General features: G+C 67.8%; 10 protein-coding genes. 1 reads left to right on the forward strand and 9 read right to left on the reverse strand.

Annotated features, from left to right (window positions below):
* Positions 1–1,033: 1,033 nt before the first annotated feature.
* Positions 1,034–3,085 carry a hypothetical protein gene (locus AB0B98_RS31075; protein WP_357367200.1) on the reverse strand — a complete coding sequence of 684 codons (2,052 nt, stop codon included), beginning with the start codon at positions 3,083–3,085 and terminating at the stop codon, positions 1,034–1,036.
* A gap of 204 nt (positions 3,086–3,289) precedes the next feature.
* On the opposite strand from AB0B98_RS31075, the gene AB0B98_RS31080 reads away from it, so the two are divergent.
* Entirely contained in the window at positions 3,290–5,872 is a 2,583-nt protein-coding gene (locus AB0B98_RS31080) for a transcriptional regulator (RefSeq protein WP_357367202.1), read from the forward strand.
* Between the two features lie 129 nt (positions 5,873–6,001).
* On the opposite strand, the gene AB0B98_RS31085 is transcribed toward AB0B98_RS31080, so the two are convergent.
* From AB0B98_RS31085 to AB0B98_RS31120, 8 genes are all read right to left on the reverse strand, one after another.
* On the reverse strand, positions 6,002–8,398 hold the full coding sequence (locus tag AB0B98_RS31085) for a tetratricopeptide repeat protein (RefSeq protein WP_357367204.1): 2,397 nt from the start codon (positions 8,396–8,398) through the stop codon (positions 6,002–6,004).
* 582 nt (positions 8,399–8,980) lie between these two features.
* Positions 8,981–10,027: a C40 family peptidase gene (locus AB0B98_RS31090; protein WP_357367206.1), complete on the reverse strand. Its 1,047-nt coding sequence runs from the start codon at positions 10,025–10,027 to the stop codon at positions 8,981–8,983.
* A gap of 74 nt (positions 10,028–10,101) precedes the next feature.
* Positions 10,102–10,443, reverse strand: a complete 342-nt coding sequence (locus AB0B98_RS31095; RefSeq protein WP_357367207.1) for a hypothetical protein — start codon at positions 10,441–10,443, stop codon at positions 10,102–10,104.
* Positions 10,444–10,518: 75 nt separating this feature from the next.
* Positions 10,519–10,848 carry a hypothetical protein gene (locus AB0B98_RS31100; RefSeq protein WP_357367209.1) on the reverse strand — a complete coding sequence of 110 codons (330 nt, stop codon included), beginning with the start codon at positions 10,846–10,848 and terminating at the stop codon, positions 10,519–10,521.
* A 544-nt stretch (positions 10,849–11,392) separates the two neighbouring features.
* Positions 11,393–11,794: a hypothetical protein gene (locus tag AB0B98_RS31105; RefSeq protein ID WP_357367211.1), complete on the reverse strand. Its 402-nt coding sequence runs from the start codon at positions 11,792–11,794 to the stop codon at positions 11,393–11,395.
* A 119-nt stretch (positions 11,795–11,913) separates the two neighbouring features.
* On the reverse strand, positions 11,914–12,903 hold the full coding sequence (locus tag AB0B98_RS31110) for a DUF932 domain-containing protein (protein ID WP_357367213.1): 990 nt from the start codon (positions 12,901–12,903) through the stop codon (positions 11,914–11,916).
* A gap of 79 nt (positions 12,904–12,982) precedes the next feature.
* The gene (locus AB0B98_RS31115) at positions 12,983–14,275 is read right to left on the reverse strand and encodes a MarR family winged helix-turn-helix transcriptional regulator (protein WP_357367215.1); all 1,293 of its coding nucleotides are present in this window, start codon (positions 14,273–14,275) and stop codon (positions 12,983–12,985) included.
* A 381-nt stretch (positions 14,276–14,656) separates the two neighbouring features.
* Positions 14,657–15,388, reverse strand: coding sequence for a hypothetical protein (locus tag AB0B98_RS31120; RefSeq protein WP_357367217.1), 732 nt, complete (start codon positions 15,386–15,388; stop codon positions 14,657–14,659).
* Positions 15,389–15,542: the final 154 nt, after the last annotated feature.

Consider the following 15,542-nt stretch of genomic DNA (forward strand, 5'->3'; position numbering starts at 1 on the left):
GGGCGGTGAGGAACCGGCTGCGGTGCGGGGGTGGGGCGGGCATGGATCGGATGTCCTTTCAGGATTCCAGCATGATTGGTATCGGGGGTCCTTGGCGCTATCACTGCCATAGACGGTCGTGAGACTTATCGACTGTGGCCGTTTATCCACCCGGTTTGGTCGTATGGTGTCAAGCTTCTCGTTGATTGTTGTTACCGCAGGATCCCGTGGGAATTGCGGCTCGTCTCGGCGGAAATGCTTGCTCTGGATCTCGAAGCTTGACGTCGGCGATTGGTGGGTGCCCGCTGATTTTCCAGTCAGTGATGGTTTGCCATCGCGGGATCTCATACGAGGCTGAGGTGCGTAGGAGTTTGTTGAGCAGGTTGTAGAGTACGTCCGCTTGGCCTGCTCGACATCAATACGGATCCGGAAATTCTGGAACGTTCCCATGTTTGTGCCCTTTCGGTGAGGTGCGGTGGCCGCATTCGCTCGGCGCGGTTGGTCCACAATGGCGTTCGAGTGTCTGCCGGCGCGGCTGAGTTGGAGGTCCTAGGGTCGGCGCGCTGGTCGGATTGCTGGCCCGTGCGTTGGGAGGACTGGCCGGCTCGAAGTCTCGTGGTGCTTGGGTCACTCGAAGTTTGTTCGCTCTCGGGGCTCAGTCGGCCATCGTGGTGGCCGGGTTGGATGGCCAGGGACTGTTGGTGGCTGCGGCGATTTTGGAACTCCTTCCGAAAATGCGAGTGCCGGCTGAGTCTTCGCTCAACCGGCACTCGTCTGCTGCTATACGTATCGCTGTATGTAGGTGTGGCTTTCGGCCTGCCTCCTCCTCGGCGGGCGTGTCAGGCGTTCTCTTGTCGCTTGTTGACGTTGGTGGACTGCTGGCTCAGTTGCCTTGACGCGGCTAGGCAGGAAAGCATGGACGAGTAATGGGTCGAGTTGGGCGAGGATCTACTGCTGGCCGACATAGACGCTGCGCGGATGGTCGACGCGCCCGGCGTCGCTGCCGTCACCGTTGTAATTGCGGTGGTAGCAGTCCGAGGGGCTTCGCGGTCCTTCAGCTGCCCGTCCGGTCGGCGAGGCGGCGCAGTGCCGTTCCTGGCTGGGGACAGGCGAGCCGCAGGGTGTGTGCGGTGAGTCGGATGCCCCACCAGGTGAGGGCGGCGAGGTATCCAACGATGAGGGCGCTGGTGGTGTCAACGGTGAAGACGAGGGCGTAGCCGATGGCGAGACCGGGTGCGGTGATGGCGCGGATCGTACGGCGGCGGCTGATGGTGAGGGCGGTGGCAATGCCGACGAGGGCTGCGCCGATGCTGCCAGCGATGGGGGCGACGGCGTTCGTGGAGATGGGTGTGGTGAGGGTGATTGCGGCGCGCATGAGGTAGATGCCGGCGGTGGCGGTGATCGCGTGGGTGACGGCGGGGCGGGTCATGGCGAGCCACGTGGGTAGCGCGTTGGCGGGGATGCGGGGTGCGGTCGTGGCGATGAGGGCGGCGCAAGCGGCCAACGGTAGGGCTGCCCCGAGGGTCCATTTGAGATATGGGGTGTAGTCGTATTCGACGGCGGTGCCGGTGGCGAGGCCGTAGAGCGCTGCGGTGATGGCGCCGCCGACGGCGGTGGTGAGGTATCCGCGTCGAATGAGGCTGCCTGTGGTGGGTTCGGGTGTTGATGCGGTGGGTGTCCCGGCGAGCAAGGTGGTGGGCGCGAGGTGCGCAACGGCGAATGCGGTGAGCATGACGAGTGCGCCAGCGGTGCCGAGTTGCGGTAAGGAGGTGCGGACGCCGACGACCCAGGTGCTGAAGGTGGTGATGTAGGCGCTGAGGATGGCTTGTAGGAGCAGGACCAGGGAACAGGCACCGAGGAGTAGGGCACCGGTGAGGTCGCTGATACGTAGGCGCACGCGGGGTAGCCGTGCGGCGTCTGCCGAGCTTGATTGGTGCGTGGTGGTGAGGGAGAGTGCGCCGTCGGCGAGGGCGTGGGGGTGGTCGATGAGTGTGGGGGTTTTGCCGGTGGCCGCGGCGAGCGCTTCGGCCAGCGCGGGTACGCCGGGGGCTGGTCTGAGGACGACGTCAGCGAGGTGCGTTTTGTCGATGTCGGCCGAGTCGAGGAGTCCGTCGACTGCGTCGGGGATCTGGTCGAGGAGGGGCTGTGCGGCGGCCGTGACGTCGTGACGGGTGATGACGGCGGGTTGGCGGGGCGCGGGCAGCAGGATCGGGGCTTGGTCTTGGGTCGTGAGTAGCTGCCTGGCGGTGCGGACGGATTCCAGGAGGGCACGTCCGGCGTCTGCCTGGTCGCTACTGGGCGCAGTGATGATCGTGTAAAGCGGGTCGGAGTCTGTGGTGGTCGTCTGGACGACGTGGTGGGCGATGAGGTGGTCGAGGTCATGGGCAAGGCTGATCTGCTGTGTCGCCAGTTCGCGGTAGCCGTCGGCGGCGGTTTGCAAGACGGTGAGGGTCGCCGGTTCGCGGTCTGCCTGGCATATCAGCACGCAGGAGCCTGCTGGCGCGGTGACGCCGAGGATTGTGGCGTAGGCGGCGAGGGCGGCGGGTGCGGTGACCAGGGCGGGAGGTGGAAAGCCGGCGCGGGTTGCTGCCTCGCTGATGTGTCCGCAGCGGCGTGGTCCCCAGCTCGGCGGAACGGTCACGGTGAGCGCGGTGATCGGCCCGTTGACGTGGACGGCAGCGTGATGGGTGACGTGCCGCAGCACGGTGGCGAGTAGATCCACCGGGTCGGGTTGCGTCGTATCGGCGGTGTTGATGGGCCGGCCGAGGAGGTCCGTCGGGTTATCGACGAACCGGTGGTCTACCGGCAAAGTCGTCGCGGCCATTGGGTCGAGACCGACATAGATTTCCCCTGCGGGCCCGATAACGACGCCAGGTGGCATGACGAGGCGACCGTCGATGAGGATGGGGATCTTGAGGCCTTGCCGGCTGACAGTGGCGGCGATGGCCGACGAGCTTAAGTCGATCGACAAGACAGTGCCCCCGCTTGGCATGAGGGGCAGTCTCGTCCCTGAAGGCATCCGGGTGTCAACCGTGATCCGCAGAGCGTGACTCGTTGTACGCGGATGGTGAGAATCTCTCCCGATGGGATAGTCGAAGGCACTCACCCTCGTGTATTTGAGAAAGATCGGGGATCAACGGCAGGGGGACAGGTGCCGCAGACGCACCGAGGCAGAGACGACAAACTCGCCGAGTACGGTGCACGCGCCACCGTCCGCATCTCAGCAGATTCGCGACCGCGTGCGCGACCGTCCCTCGGCGGGGCTGTTCGCGGCGTCATCGGCGCGGGACTCTTCCTAGTCGCCGCTCCGGTGCTGCTGTGGGCCGCGGGTGGAAATCCTCTCCGCCGGCTGCCGGCCTGGTCGCAGATCCCCGACTGGTTCGCGCGCTCCAGCGGGCGGTTCACCCCGGACTTCCTCATCGGCGCGGCCCTCTGGACTATGTGGCTGCTGTGGGGCGTGTTCACACTGCTCCTGCTCGCTGAGATCCTCGCGGCGGTGACCCGGTGGCGTATCCCCATACTCAGGTTGCCGGCCCCGTTGCACCGGCTCGTGTTCGGTCTGGCCGGCACCGCAGCGCTCGCCGTCACCCCCGCCGGCTCCCTCGACGCGGCGGTGCACGGGGATCGGCCGTCTACGCCCGCCGCCGCAACAGAGCGTGCCGAAGTTCCCCGGCAAGCCGCAGCCCGTGGACCCGCCATCATCCACGTCGCCGACCAGCGCTACCTCTACACCGTCGAGCGACACGACACCTTGTCCAAGGTCGCGAAGGAGTGGCTCGGCGACGCGGGTCGGTGGCCGGAGGTCTGCCGCCTGAACAAGCACCGCCACTTTCCCGTCGGCGGTGTCCTGCGTAACTGCGACCTCATCTACCCCGGCTGGGAGCTTCGCCTACCCGCCGACGCCCGCCCACCACAAGCCGCCACACCAGCAACACCCCCCACCCCCCGGTCGGGCCGGCCCGCCACACCACCCGCCTCGCCGAGCGCCGCACCGGACCCGCCCGATCCCACGGTGCCGCCACCTGCGCCCCAGCAGTCGGCCGCCACGCCCATCACCACGCGGTCCGCAGCCCCAAGCGGGTCCGCTTCGTCGCCAGCACCGTCGTCGGAGATCCCCAACCCCGCCACGTCGCCACCCGCCACAAACAGTCCTACGGCGGCCACAGACGACCAGGGTGTTGATCTGTCCGACTCCGGTTGGCTGCCCTGGTCGCTCGCCGCCGCGATCAGCGCCGCCGCCGCGATGCTCTGGCTCCAACGCCGCCGTCGATACACCGCCAAGCCTGACGATGATCCGCCCACCGAACTGCCCCCGACCGTGGTCCAGGTCCGCCGCGCTGTGGCCGCCCGCAACCCCGAGCCGTCGGCAGCGAGCAGCGACGGTGGCCCTCCACTCACTCTCGTACCCGACCTCCGGCTATTGCCGGTCGGCGGAACCGGGATCGTCGGAGACGGCGCACACCCTGCGGCCCGTGCCGCCCTCGTCGCCGTGCTGGCCTCCGGCGACCCGCACCACCCCGACGCCCACAGCGAGGTCGTCATCGACGCCACCACCCTGACCACGCTGCTCGGCCCGGACGCGGTGACCCTCAGCCCATGGCCGCGCCTGCACGTAACCGACAGCATCACCGACGCGCTCACCGTCATCGAGTCCCGACTGCTGCACCGCAGCCGCATCCTCGACGAACACGCCCTGACCGACCTGGATGAGCTGCGGCGGACAGTGCCCGACGAGGAAGCCCTACCGCCCGTCATGCTCATCACCGAGACCCCACCCGCCAGTGCCCACCTGCGCACCAAGGTCGCCCTCGCCTTGGGCGAAGGTCTGCACGTGTCCGCGCTGCTACTCGGCGAATGGGCCTACGGCGCAACCGTCGATGTCAGCCCGGATGGATACACCACGCTCATCTCCGGGCAGTCGGCCGAACCGGTGCCACCGCGGCTGCCGATACTCGAACCGGCCGCCGCCCTCCAGATCCTGACCACGTTGCGCGAGGCGCAAACCGGCGAACCGCCCGCGATCTCCTCACCAGCCGCCCCGGTCACGATCGTGCCCCTGCACGCCAGCCGCACCGACATCACGCCCACCGCCACGGACCCGGCTACCCCGATCGTCGTCAACCACACCGCCGATACGCGGCCGGGACGGGCGCGGCTGCGCGTGCTGGGCGCCCCGCGCATTGAAGGCATCACCGCGGAAGGTCGGCCGCTCCGAGCCAAAGCCCTGGAACTGGCGGTCTACCTCGCCGTCCACCCCGACGGAGCCGGTACTCGCGATATCGGCGAATACCTCGAACCCGACGCCCGCATCAGCCAAGCCGACCAACGCGTCCACACCAACGCCTCGAACCTGCGGCACGTCCTCGGTCGCGCCGGCACCGCTGAGACGAAGAACGCCTACGTCATCAAGTCCGCCGGACGGTACCTGCTCGACCCCGCAACCGTGGAAGTCGACGTATGGACTCTGCGCGACTTGATGCGTAACGCCACCATCGCCGCCGAACCGCGCCGCCGCGAACTTCTCACCGCCGCCTGCGACCTCTACACCGCACCCCTCGCGGACGGCCAGGACTACGAGTGGCTACAGCCACACCGAGAGATGGTCCGCCGGTGGGGCACCGAAGCCCACCTACTCCTGGCCGACGACCTACTCAGCCGCAACCCGCAGAAAGCCTCCGACCTACTCGAAAAAGCTATTGGACTGGACCGCTACAATGAAGCCCTGTACACCAGCGCGATGCGCGCTCGGCACGCCCTCGGCGACGCCGGCGGCGTCCGAACCCTGCTGCGTGCCCTGACCAGAGCCCTCTCGGATCTCGACGCCGAACCGCAGGAAGACACGATCGCGCTAGCCAATCGACTTCGCATCGGCCTGGATGACAACGGAAGCTGAGCGCCCCCGCATTAACGCGTGTGCGCAGCAGGCCGCAGCGAGGTCAACGGACTTCACGGTGTAGATCTTGAGCTCGGACTGCCCAGCCCATCTAAGGGACCTGCCCACCGCTAATCGCATCAGATGGGCTCACTGATCTTCAACGTTGTTTGACAGGGTCTCTAGCCACTTCGCGGCGTTCGGCTCGTTGGCGGCTAGCGCCTCTTGCCAGAGTGCGATGCACTCGTTGAGCCGTCCGGTCCCTAATAGAAGGTTGGTGAGTTGCGCCCGGGCATCAGGTACACCGGCGGCGATCGCGGCGCGCCAGGCGTCGATGGCGTCTTCGGTCCGGCTAGCTCGTTCGAGGGTCTCGGCGAGACCGCGGATGGCGTCTCTGTCCTTGTTGCTGGCTCCTTCGCGCTGCACGTCGATGGCCTCGTCTAGCCGGCCTTCGAATTGGAGCATGACGGCGAGTCCTGCACGGGCACCCGGTTCGCCGTTGCGGACGCCGTCACGCCAAACCTGCAGGGCATCTTCGACGGAACCCCGCTGATGTAGGAGTTCGGCGAGGCGGGGACGGAGGCCTGGCGTTCCGAGAACCACTGCTTGCTGAAGCTCTTGGATTGCCTGGTCAATTTGGCCGCTGGACTGTAGTAGTAGCGTTAGGCCCTCACGAGCGCCGTCCTCGCTGTCAGCGACACCCTGCCGCCATACATCGATGGCCTCGCTGGTGCGGCCGGCATCATGCAACGCTGCTGCGAGCCAGGCTCGGGCGCCTTCGGCTCGTACCGTCACCGCGCGGCGGAGTACGTCGACGGCCTCCTGATCTAGCCCAACCGATCGCAGCAGGGACCCCAATCGCAGATGAGCGTCTGGGTCACCCGCATCGGCAGCGGCACGCCATACGTCGATGGCCTCGTCTATCCGTCCTTGTGAGAGCAGCAGAGACGCCAGTCGCAGGCGTGCTCCGGGTTCCTCAGCTTCTGCCGCTGCACGCCAGACGTCGATGGCTTCGTCAACACGATCTAGGCTCGTCATCAGCCGCGCAAGGCGTGGGCGAACGTCTGGGTCGCTCCCGCGTCCAAGCGCGGTTCGAAGTAGGTTCTCGGCGTGTTCGGCTAGCGACCGTGCCTCGGCGGCGCGAGCAGCGGCAAGAAGGTCGGCCGGCTCGGTCAGATAGGCCTGGTACGCCTCCCACGCCGATTGTGGAGGTGTGACCAGCCGGCGGGCTTCGACACCGTGCTGCAGAAGATAGTCAGCGACCGTGTAGCCGGCGATGACGCCCATGCCAATCCCGACCGGCATCAACGCCGCGACCGCGCCGTGTAGGTCGTGAGTAGCGTAGGCCAAAGCCTCCTCGAACCAGTTCGCTGGCGCTTTTGCCTGCTGAATGGGTGTCAGGTAGCCCGGCACCGCAGCGCGGAGCAGATCCGCACCAAGCGGTCCATCGATACCCATCCGACGTGCGTCGATCGCTGCTGTCAGCAGGGCCCACGTGTGGCGGTCGGGAGCATGCTCCCAACGCTGCACGAGTGCTGGGGCGGCAGCAAGGGCTTGTGTCAAGCCATAGTCGGAATTCAGGGCCCTAGCGATGCGGGCGTCAACGGCTGCCACGAGCCGAGCACGTTCACGTTCATCAAGGCTAAACTGCGCATCAATTGTCACTACTTCCGCTTGATTGAGCAGCTCCCGTTCTGCTTGGTAGGGGTCCTCCTTCGCGCGCGGTTGCGGAATCACGATGTAACTTTGGTACCGCAACGGCCACAGTGTGCCAACGACGATCAGCGGATCATAGCGTCGACGCAGAACTCGTATATCACCAGCGGCTAGCCCACTCCGGACGAAATGCTGGAATTCGTCCAGCCAGACGACGGCTCGAGAGGTCAGCCCGGGTGGTGGCCGCCTTAAATCTTCAGTGCTCGTGGGCTGCCAAAGTAGGAAGTCCGGCACGATGCGGCGCGTCGCTTCGTACAAGGTGCGGGTCTTTCCCGTAGATGACCCGCCGACTAATAGGATGAGGCCGCCCTTCACGGCGGCATGGCCCAGTAGGTCGTGGACGAGACCGTCAGCGTCGCGATCGACATACGGCGGAAGGCGTGGGCGGGCCTCCGTCGTGACAATCGCGGCGTGGACGCCGAGGGCACGCGGTTCGGATTCTATGACGCGAATGATCCGATCTTGTTGCTTCTCCGCGCTGGTGGCGCTACCGGGCCGCTGGGCCCGCGCCGCACGGTACATGGGCACAGCTTGTATCACATCGTCGTCACCGCCACCGAGTGCCCGAACAAGTCTCTCAAGCTGGTCCTCATCAACCGGCAATCCGCCCTCGACCCCTCGTAAGAGACCGCTGACTCGTGACCGCGAGGTGAGACTCATGCCGGCGGCGATGTCGCGCAGGCTCTTGAGTCCATTGTCTTCATGCACACGGGCAACAAGTTCGAGCAACGCGCGGTGTGGCCCGGATGCTGGCCAGCCAGTGCGATCGATCGGTCTGCCTGTCACCGCCGCACCCACCACCCTTGGCTCTTCACCGATGCCTGCCTTCATACAGGATCTCAGCTCAGCAGCGACGTGGCCAAGGCGAGGTGTACCGCCGGTGTAACCGCAACGTCGGCGTACGTCACCTACCCGGCACGATGGTGCCTGTGCGCTTGAACAGCGAGCCGTCCCCGTTACCCGCGGTACAGCCGCGAGCCGAATCGGCCCGCGATCATCGGTCACGACACACCGGAATTGCCAGTGTGGCCAAACGGCAGGAGTGGCAGAATGATCGAAAACTCTGCGGCAATCATCGGATTGATCAGCGCGCTGATAGCGATGAGCACAGCGCTCATTAAACTGATTACCGCGCTCCGGGCGGGCGTTGTGCGACCTAACGAAGCAACGTCTACAGAGAAGCCGGCAGGGTCAAAGATCGTGGATCACTGAGAGGGTGCGGCCCCTGAGAAAGGGCTTCACAAGGAAGAGTTGGTCGATCGCCCGCTCACCCGCTCAGCTCATGAGCCCAGGGAACCACTCATCGGCCAGATCAGATGCAGAAGCCCTCACTTTCCACCACCATCGGCGCGCACGGACGTTCGTCTCATCCTCGGAAGCAACATTCAAGACGACACGAGCGGCGCAGTGTCATCAGGAATGAGAAGCTGCGAGCGGCCAGCGAATTTCGATACGGCGTGCCGCCGCGATCTCGTCGATCCAGCTGATCAACTTGGTGATCTTGACGATGTCGCCGGTTCTCGGGGCTTGGATGATGAGTCCCTCGCCGATGTACATGCCGACGTGGCGTGGGTTGGCCATGGTGCCTTGGTGCCCGGGGATGAAGACGAGGTCGCCGGGTAGCAGAAGCGTGGGGTCGGCCACTGGCTTTCCGGCGTCGACTTGGTCCGTGGTGATGCGCGGGATGGAGATGCCTGCGGCCCGGTACGCCGCTTGCATCAGCGAGGAGCAGTCGCATTGTTTGTCGGGGTCGCCGGAGTGCGGGTCGGTGCAGGTGCCGCCGAAGTGGTACGGCGTGCCGAGTTGGTTGACGGCCCAGGTGATGGCGGTCGCTACGGCGGGTGGGGTGTTGGCGGGTAACGCGAACCCGGTGGGGAGCGCGTCCAGGGCATCGGTGGCGCAGTCCGCGAGGGTGCTGGTCAACTGCTCTACGAGTTGCAGGGCGTCGTCGGTCCACGTGGCGTAGGCGTCGGGGAACGCGGACACCTGCACGGCCTGCGCCGCCTGGGTGAGTGGCATCGTCTGCCAGCCGGGCACGGTCTGGAGCTTGTCGAAGAACGTGCCGGCCTGGTAGGCGGGCTTGGACAGTTGTGCGATGGTGCCCCAGCCTTGGCTGGGGCGTTGCTGGAAGACGCCGATGGAGTCGTGATCGTTGCGGTCGCCGAGGTGGGGCAGGTTGCGCAGGCCGGATTCCTGTATTGCGGTGGTGACGGCGACGATCCAGCCCCAGCGGGGTACGCCCTTGGTGACTCCGACGTCGATGATCGTGGCGGCGATGTCGAGTTGCTCGGTGTCCCATCGGCTGGCGCCGGGCGGCTGCCCGGAGGGGCGTAGGCCGGGTGGGGCGGCGATGGCGCATCGGCCGGGGCCGCCGCCGGTGACGGAGGACAGCAGGAGGAGGGGCAGGCCGAGACAGGCGATGACGACGACGGTACCGACGCCGACGATGATCTTTGTCATGGTGGTGACCTCTCGGGATAGCGAGAAGGGGTCGGTCTGCGTGCGGTGCGCGGCTGGACGCCGCGACGTGCGTTCTAGAGGCGGTAGAGAAGGGGGAGCAGTGCGGCGTGGGTCTCGCGCAGGAGACCGGTGATCAGGGTGCTGGCCGGGAACAGCGGGTGGCCCACGTCGACGGGGGTGGCGTAGCGCCAGTCCCAGTGGCCGGGCTCCAAGCTGGGCACGTACCAGAGGGCGTCGGCGGCATCGAGAAACACGGCGCCGTTGATCTGTGGGGCGAGCAGGGTCATGGGTTGGCTGGCGCAGGTGGCCAGGCAGTGGCAGTCGGGGTTGTTGTAAATCGAGCGCGGTTGGCCGTGGTGGATCGGGCAGCGGCAGTCGCAGGCGCGCACGCGGGCGTTGCGGTAGGTGCGGTGCATAGATGTCTCCCTTGGTCGTGAAGCACGAAAAGGCCGTGGGCCGCCCTCAAGGGCGGCCCACCTTGAGCGGGCGGGTCAGTCGGTGGACTTGTCGAGGACGTTGGCGGCCTGGCGTAGCAGGTGCTCGATGACGAGGCCGGCGTCGTAGACGTCGGCACGGGTGTCGATCTTGGTGGCGTTGTCCCAGTCCCAGGTGCCGTTGGCCATGGCGGGGACGTGCCAGAGGTCGCCGTCCTGGTCGAGGAAGAATGCGCGGCCCTGCTGATGGGCCAGCAGTGTGAGGGGTTGGGTGGCGCAGGTGATGGTGCAGGCGCAGCCGGGCTCGTTGTAGGTGGTGCGCGGCAGGCGGTAGTGGATGATGCAGCGGCAGTCGCAGACCCTGCGCCACGGTGGCGTGTGCGTCACGGGTTCCTCCGCAAGGGGTGAATGCGCGTACGCCTCGGTCGCCGCCGGCGTTGGGGCGGCTTCCGAGGCGTACGCGGAGGGATTGGGTTGTGTCAGGCCGTCCTGGGTTCGACGGCGAAATGGCGAAGGTTCTGCCTGGTCCGAGGAGCAGGTCGTTCTGGACCTGTCGGGTTTCCTCGACGGTGAGCACGTAGGCCGGCAGCCGCGGTATGTGCTTGCGCCAGGCGTGGCAGAGGCGGTGGGTCCCGTCGATGAGTAGCGTGGCGGGCGGCTGTTCGTTGACGCTGATCTGCGCCACGATCAGGGGCTCGGCCAGGTCGGTGGTCATGGTGTAGGTCCGGTTGAGTGCGGTGTTGGTCGGGCCGATGAAGCTGGTTGCCCACGGGTTGGGGTTGTCGAGATGGGCAAGGCCGTATGCGGCGGCCCACGCCGGCACGTCCAAGGGGTCGGGTGTCGCGGGGCGACGCCGCGATTAGCGCCTGCGCGGTGTCGATCGAGAACACCCACGGCCCGAAGTGGAACCACTGAGGTAGGCGGAGGCCGGTCACTGGTGGTCCTTCTTCGCGCTGACGCGGGTGTAGATCGCGATGCAGCGCAGGATCAGCTCGTGTGACGGCAGGGTCAGCAGCTGTTGCCGCTTGTCGTCGCGGAGTTGGTCCCAGATGAGGACGGTGACGCTGGCCGACCACAGGTCGACGAGGACGCCGTCGATCTTGGCGTGCTGCCGGTCGGCGATGATGCGCCGCAGCGTGTCGATGAGGGTCGCGTCTCCGGGTGGGTGGTTGGCGTCGTCGGGTCGGGCGGCTTCGGGGAGCAGGGTGTAGCAGTCTTCGCAGGTGGACGCGACTCTCGGCGGATCTTCGGTCTCCCACCGCTGAACGTCGGCAGCGGGCAGGCCGCACACCGACTGTCGAAGTTCGCGTGGGTGACGGATGTGGCGAATCATCGGCGTGCCGTCTCGTCTGATCCGCGTCGCCGGGTGCTCGGTGCTGCCATGGGCGTGTCCGTTCTGTGTGGGTCGGGGCAGCGGTCGGTGGACCGCCGCCCCGAGGGGCCGAGGCGCGGTCAGACCCTCAGTAGGTCGAAGGCGGCCACTTTCAGTTCGCCGACGTTGCCGGTGATCACCCGGTTGGCGCGGGCGAACTCGTTCTTAGCGGGCTGGTAGTGGTCGAGGTACTCGGTGATGGCCTGGTAGCCGGCCCACCGGGTGCCGGAGATGGCCTTCTGGGTGTCGGCCTCGCGGATCAGGTACTTGAGGGTGCCGAGGCGCTGCTTGGCGTTGTTGTAGGTCTGCTCGGACGCGTTGTTCTTGACCGGCCACACCTGGCCGACGATCTTCTTGAACTCGCGCATCGTCAGCTCGGTCTGGAGCATCCGCTCGGCGGCCTTCTCGAAGGTCTCCATGTACTTCCACATCAGGCCCAGCGCCTCGCGAGCCTGGCTGATCTGGGAGTTGACGTTGGAGGTGTGCCGGAACGTGTAGTGCCCGGCAGAGTGGGCGAAGGCGGCGCGTTGGGTGTTGGCGCAGACGACCCGGATCGGGCTGGCGTCCACCCGCAGGGCGGCGGTGCCGTCGTGCGAGGTCGTGCCGATGAGGTAGAGGTCCAGCCGGTCCACCCCGGCGATCTCCATCGCCGTCGGCAGCTTCATCGTGACGAACACCGACTTGCCGCGGCGGAGGCTGCCCGCGGTCTCGAAGTGGGCGCCGCCTACCTGATCGACGAGGCGGTCGAGCATCTCGGCGCACTGCTCGTTCTGGACCACGGTGTAGTCGGTGCCGACGATGCCCAGGTACTCGGTTTCGCCGGTGACCGGGTTGCGGCGCACGGTCATGCGCTTGTCGTCGGCGGGGATCTGCACCTCGACGCCGTTGACGATGTCGATTCCGACGGTGCGGATGGTCCGTACGCCCCAGTCGCCGAGCCGGGCGGCGGCCATGATCTCCTCGGCCTTCATCGTGTCCTGGGTGACGGTGCCCAGCTGGTGCCAGGCCGACAGGCGGGCGCTGGCGAAAGCGGTCGTTCCGTCGGCGAACGTCTCAAGTTCGTGCGGCACGGGGTTCTCCTTCTCGATATATGCCGCGAGGGCCGAGCGCATCCGCTCGGCCCCCGCGATGAGTTGGGGATGGTGCGGGTCAGGACTGCTCGGCGTCGTTGTCGTCCTGCCGAGGTTGGTCCGCGTTGGTGCTCGCGGTGGGGCTCGGGTCGGCCTGGGCCGGGTAGGTGAAGGTCAGCGGCGTGTCGGAGACCAGGAGGATCCGGCCGGCGGCGGCGGCCTTGGTGCAGTTGTTGCGCACCGCCCCGGAGCTGACCGCGCGGCCGAGCTGTGCACTGATGGAGGTGGCGATGTCCTGCGGGCTCATCGTCTGGCCTGGGTTCGCGGCCAGGACGTCGAGGGTCAGCTTCTCCAACTCGCCTCGGCCGAACGGCTGGCTGCCGTCGGCGTTGGCGGTCGCGTCGCTGCGGCCCACGCTCGCGGTGATGCCCGGCGCGCGTGGCGGCATTCTGTGGGGCAGGGTGACGATGTGGGTCTCGCCGTCCGATGCGACGACGTGCAGCGTGCCGTCCGGCCGGATCAGGGGCAGCACTGCCGCCGTGGCGCTCGGCGCGGTCGCCAGGCCGCGGATGACCTGGTAGCAGAGCGGGCAGCGGGGCGGCTCCGGGTTCGGGTCGACCTCGCTGGCCTTGGTCGGGCCGGCGATCCACCGCTGCGGCAGGCCGGGCAGCCGGCGGGCGGCGTCGGCCTGCTCCATCGCGGTCAGTAGCCGCGAGGCGGTCGGGTGGCTGATACCGCTCTCGCCCACGATTAGGTCCAGCGTGGCGCCGATGTCCCCGTGGTCTGCCAGGACGCCTTTGATGGCCATGACCTTGCGGTCACCAGGGCGAGCGGGCGGCACGGCCGCGACCGTCAGCGCCTGCTCGTCCTCGCCGCGCCCGACGTCGTCCACGGTTAGGCCGTCGGGCTCGGTCGCGCCGTCGCTGTCGAGCTGGCTGCCCGATTGGCCGGCCGTCTCGGTGTGCGGCGTGTCGGCGCCGGCACCGCTGCCGTCGTCCGGTCCGTCGTTCTCGGCGACGGCGCCGTGGACCGCATCGGGGGGCTGGTGGCCCATCTCCGTGTGCGGCTGGTGGGCTGCGTTGTCGGCGTTCGGGTCGCCGATGTCGGTCTCGCCGGCCGCGTCGGCGGGCAGGTGGGCATCGGCGTCGCTTGGCGTGGCGAGGGTCCACCGGGCGGGGGTGCCCTCGGCCGGGTCGGCGTTGGGGTCCACCGCGACGATGACACCGGCGTCGGCCAGGGTCTTGATCGCCTTGTCGGTGGTCGAGCGGGCCTTGCCGGACTTGTCGGCCAACTCGTGGACGTCGCCCTGACCGAGGTCGGTCAGGGCGTCGAGGACGGCCTGCGTGGCAGGCGTCAGGGACAGGTGTTCCATCGGGGTTTCCTTTCGTGGGACGTGGTGGGGACGCCTGGCACGGGTGGTGTGCCGGGCGGTGGTGCGCCGGGTCGCGGGCAGCGGTCAGTGCGGCAGGCGCGTGACGTCGTGCGCTGCCGAGGGGTGCGGCCCGGTGGTCGTGGCGGTGGGTGGTGCCGCGTCAGCCGGTCAGTGGCCGGGGACGGCCTGGTCGGGCTGAAGGGTGTAGAGGCGGTCCTCGGTCGGGTCGCGGTAGATACCGGCGTCGGGGAGGTGGGACAGCCACAGCGGGTTGACGCTGCCGGGCGGGCGGAGCCTGGCGTCGGACGTGCCGACCTTGACGTGGGTGGCGTGTCCGACGAGGTTCTGTCGGCGGCAGGAGTCGGTGTCAGCTCCCCCGCTTCAGCTGGTGAGGTGGGCGAGTTCGGCGGGGTCGAGTTGGTTCGGGGTGCGGTTGCGCCAGGTGTCGGAGTGGCGCAGGTGCCACCAGCGCAGCAGCGACCGGCAGGCTGAGGCGAGGTCACCGCACGCGGGTAGCTGATACACCGTGGCGAGCGGGGCTTGGTGAGGCGGCCGAGCGATGTAGGCGGTGGGCGTCCAGCTGTGCTCGGTCTCGGTGACCTCGCCGACGACGCGATCCGGGTAGGGGATGTCGAACGCACTGGCGGCCTCGGCGTCGGGCACCACCAGCCAGGTATGCGGGTCCTTGCGCCGTAGCGTCGCGACGCCGCGCGACGGGTCGCAGCGCCGCAGGAGTAGGTACCGCTCGTCGCCGTCGCTGATCGGCTGGTGGTTGCGCCAGGCGTGGTAGCAGGCGACGAGCGCGGCCCCGAGGACGGTGTGCCGTTCGCGGGCGACGATCGCGTCGGTGAGGGTCTGGTGGTAGCCGGCGATGTGCAGGTCGGCGCGGGTGGCCAACCCTTGCCGGGCCGTCTCGGCGAGCACACCGACCCGGGTGAGGGCCTGGTCGAGGTTGGTGGTGCTGTCGGTGAAGTCGCGGGCGGTCTTGTGGAGGATGCGGGCGAGGTCTCCGATCGGTTCGGGGGTGGCGGTGTCGTGGCGCCAGAGGTGCTCGGGTAGGACGTCGTTGGTGTCGGCGGCGATGCGCCGCAGCGCGGGATCGGTTAGGAACACGAGGGTTCTCCTCTGCCGGCGGTCGTGCTGTGGGCATGGGGAAGGCCGGTCGCAGCGGGGCTGCTACCGGCCTTCGGGGGATAAGGCGGGGTGGGGGGGGGCGCCGCCCCCCCGCCTGGCCGCGGGCGCCCGCCCCCCCCCGAGGCGCAGCGCA

It is taken from the genome of Micromonospora sp. NPDC048947, assembly GCF_040649495.1.
Lineage (GTDB): Bacteria > Actinomycetota > Actinomycetes > Mycobacteriales > Micromonosporaceae > Micromonospora > Micromonospora alfalfae.

What these genes read in the sequence shown, in the direction of transcription:
- AB0B98_RS31085 (WP_357367204.1), bottom strand. Translation starts at nt 8,398, where the DNA reads ATGAAGGCAGGCATCGGTGAAGAGCCAAGGGTGGTGGGTGCGGCGGTG.
- AB0B98_RS31090 (WP_357367206.1), bottom strand. Translation starts at nt 10,027, where the DNA reads ATGACAAAGATCATCGTCGGCGTCGGTACCGTCGTCGTCATCGCCTGT.
- AB0B98_RS31095 (WP_357367207.1), bottom strand. Translation starts at nt 10,443, where the DNA reads ATGCACCGCACCTACCGCAACGCCCGCGTGCGCGCCTGCGACTGCCGC.
- AB0B98_RS31105 (WP_357367211.1), bottom strand. Translation starts at nt 11,794, where the DNA reads ATGATTCGCCACATCCGTCACCCACGCGAACTTCGACAGTCGGTGTGC.
- AB0B98_RS31115 (WP_357367215.1), bottom strand. Translation starts at nt 14,275, where the DNA reads ATGGAACACCTGTCCCTGACGCCTGCCACGCAGGCCGTCCTCGACGCC.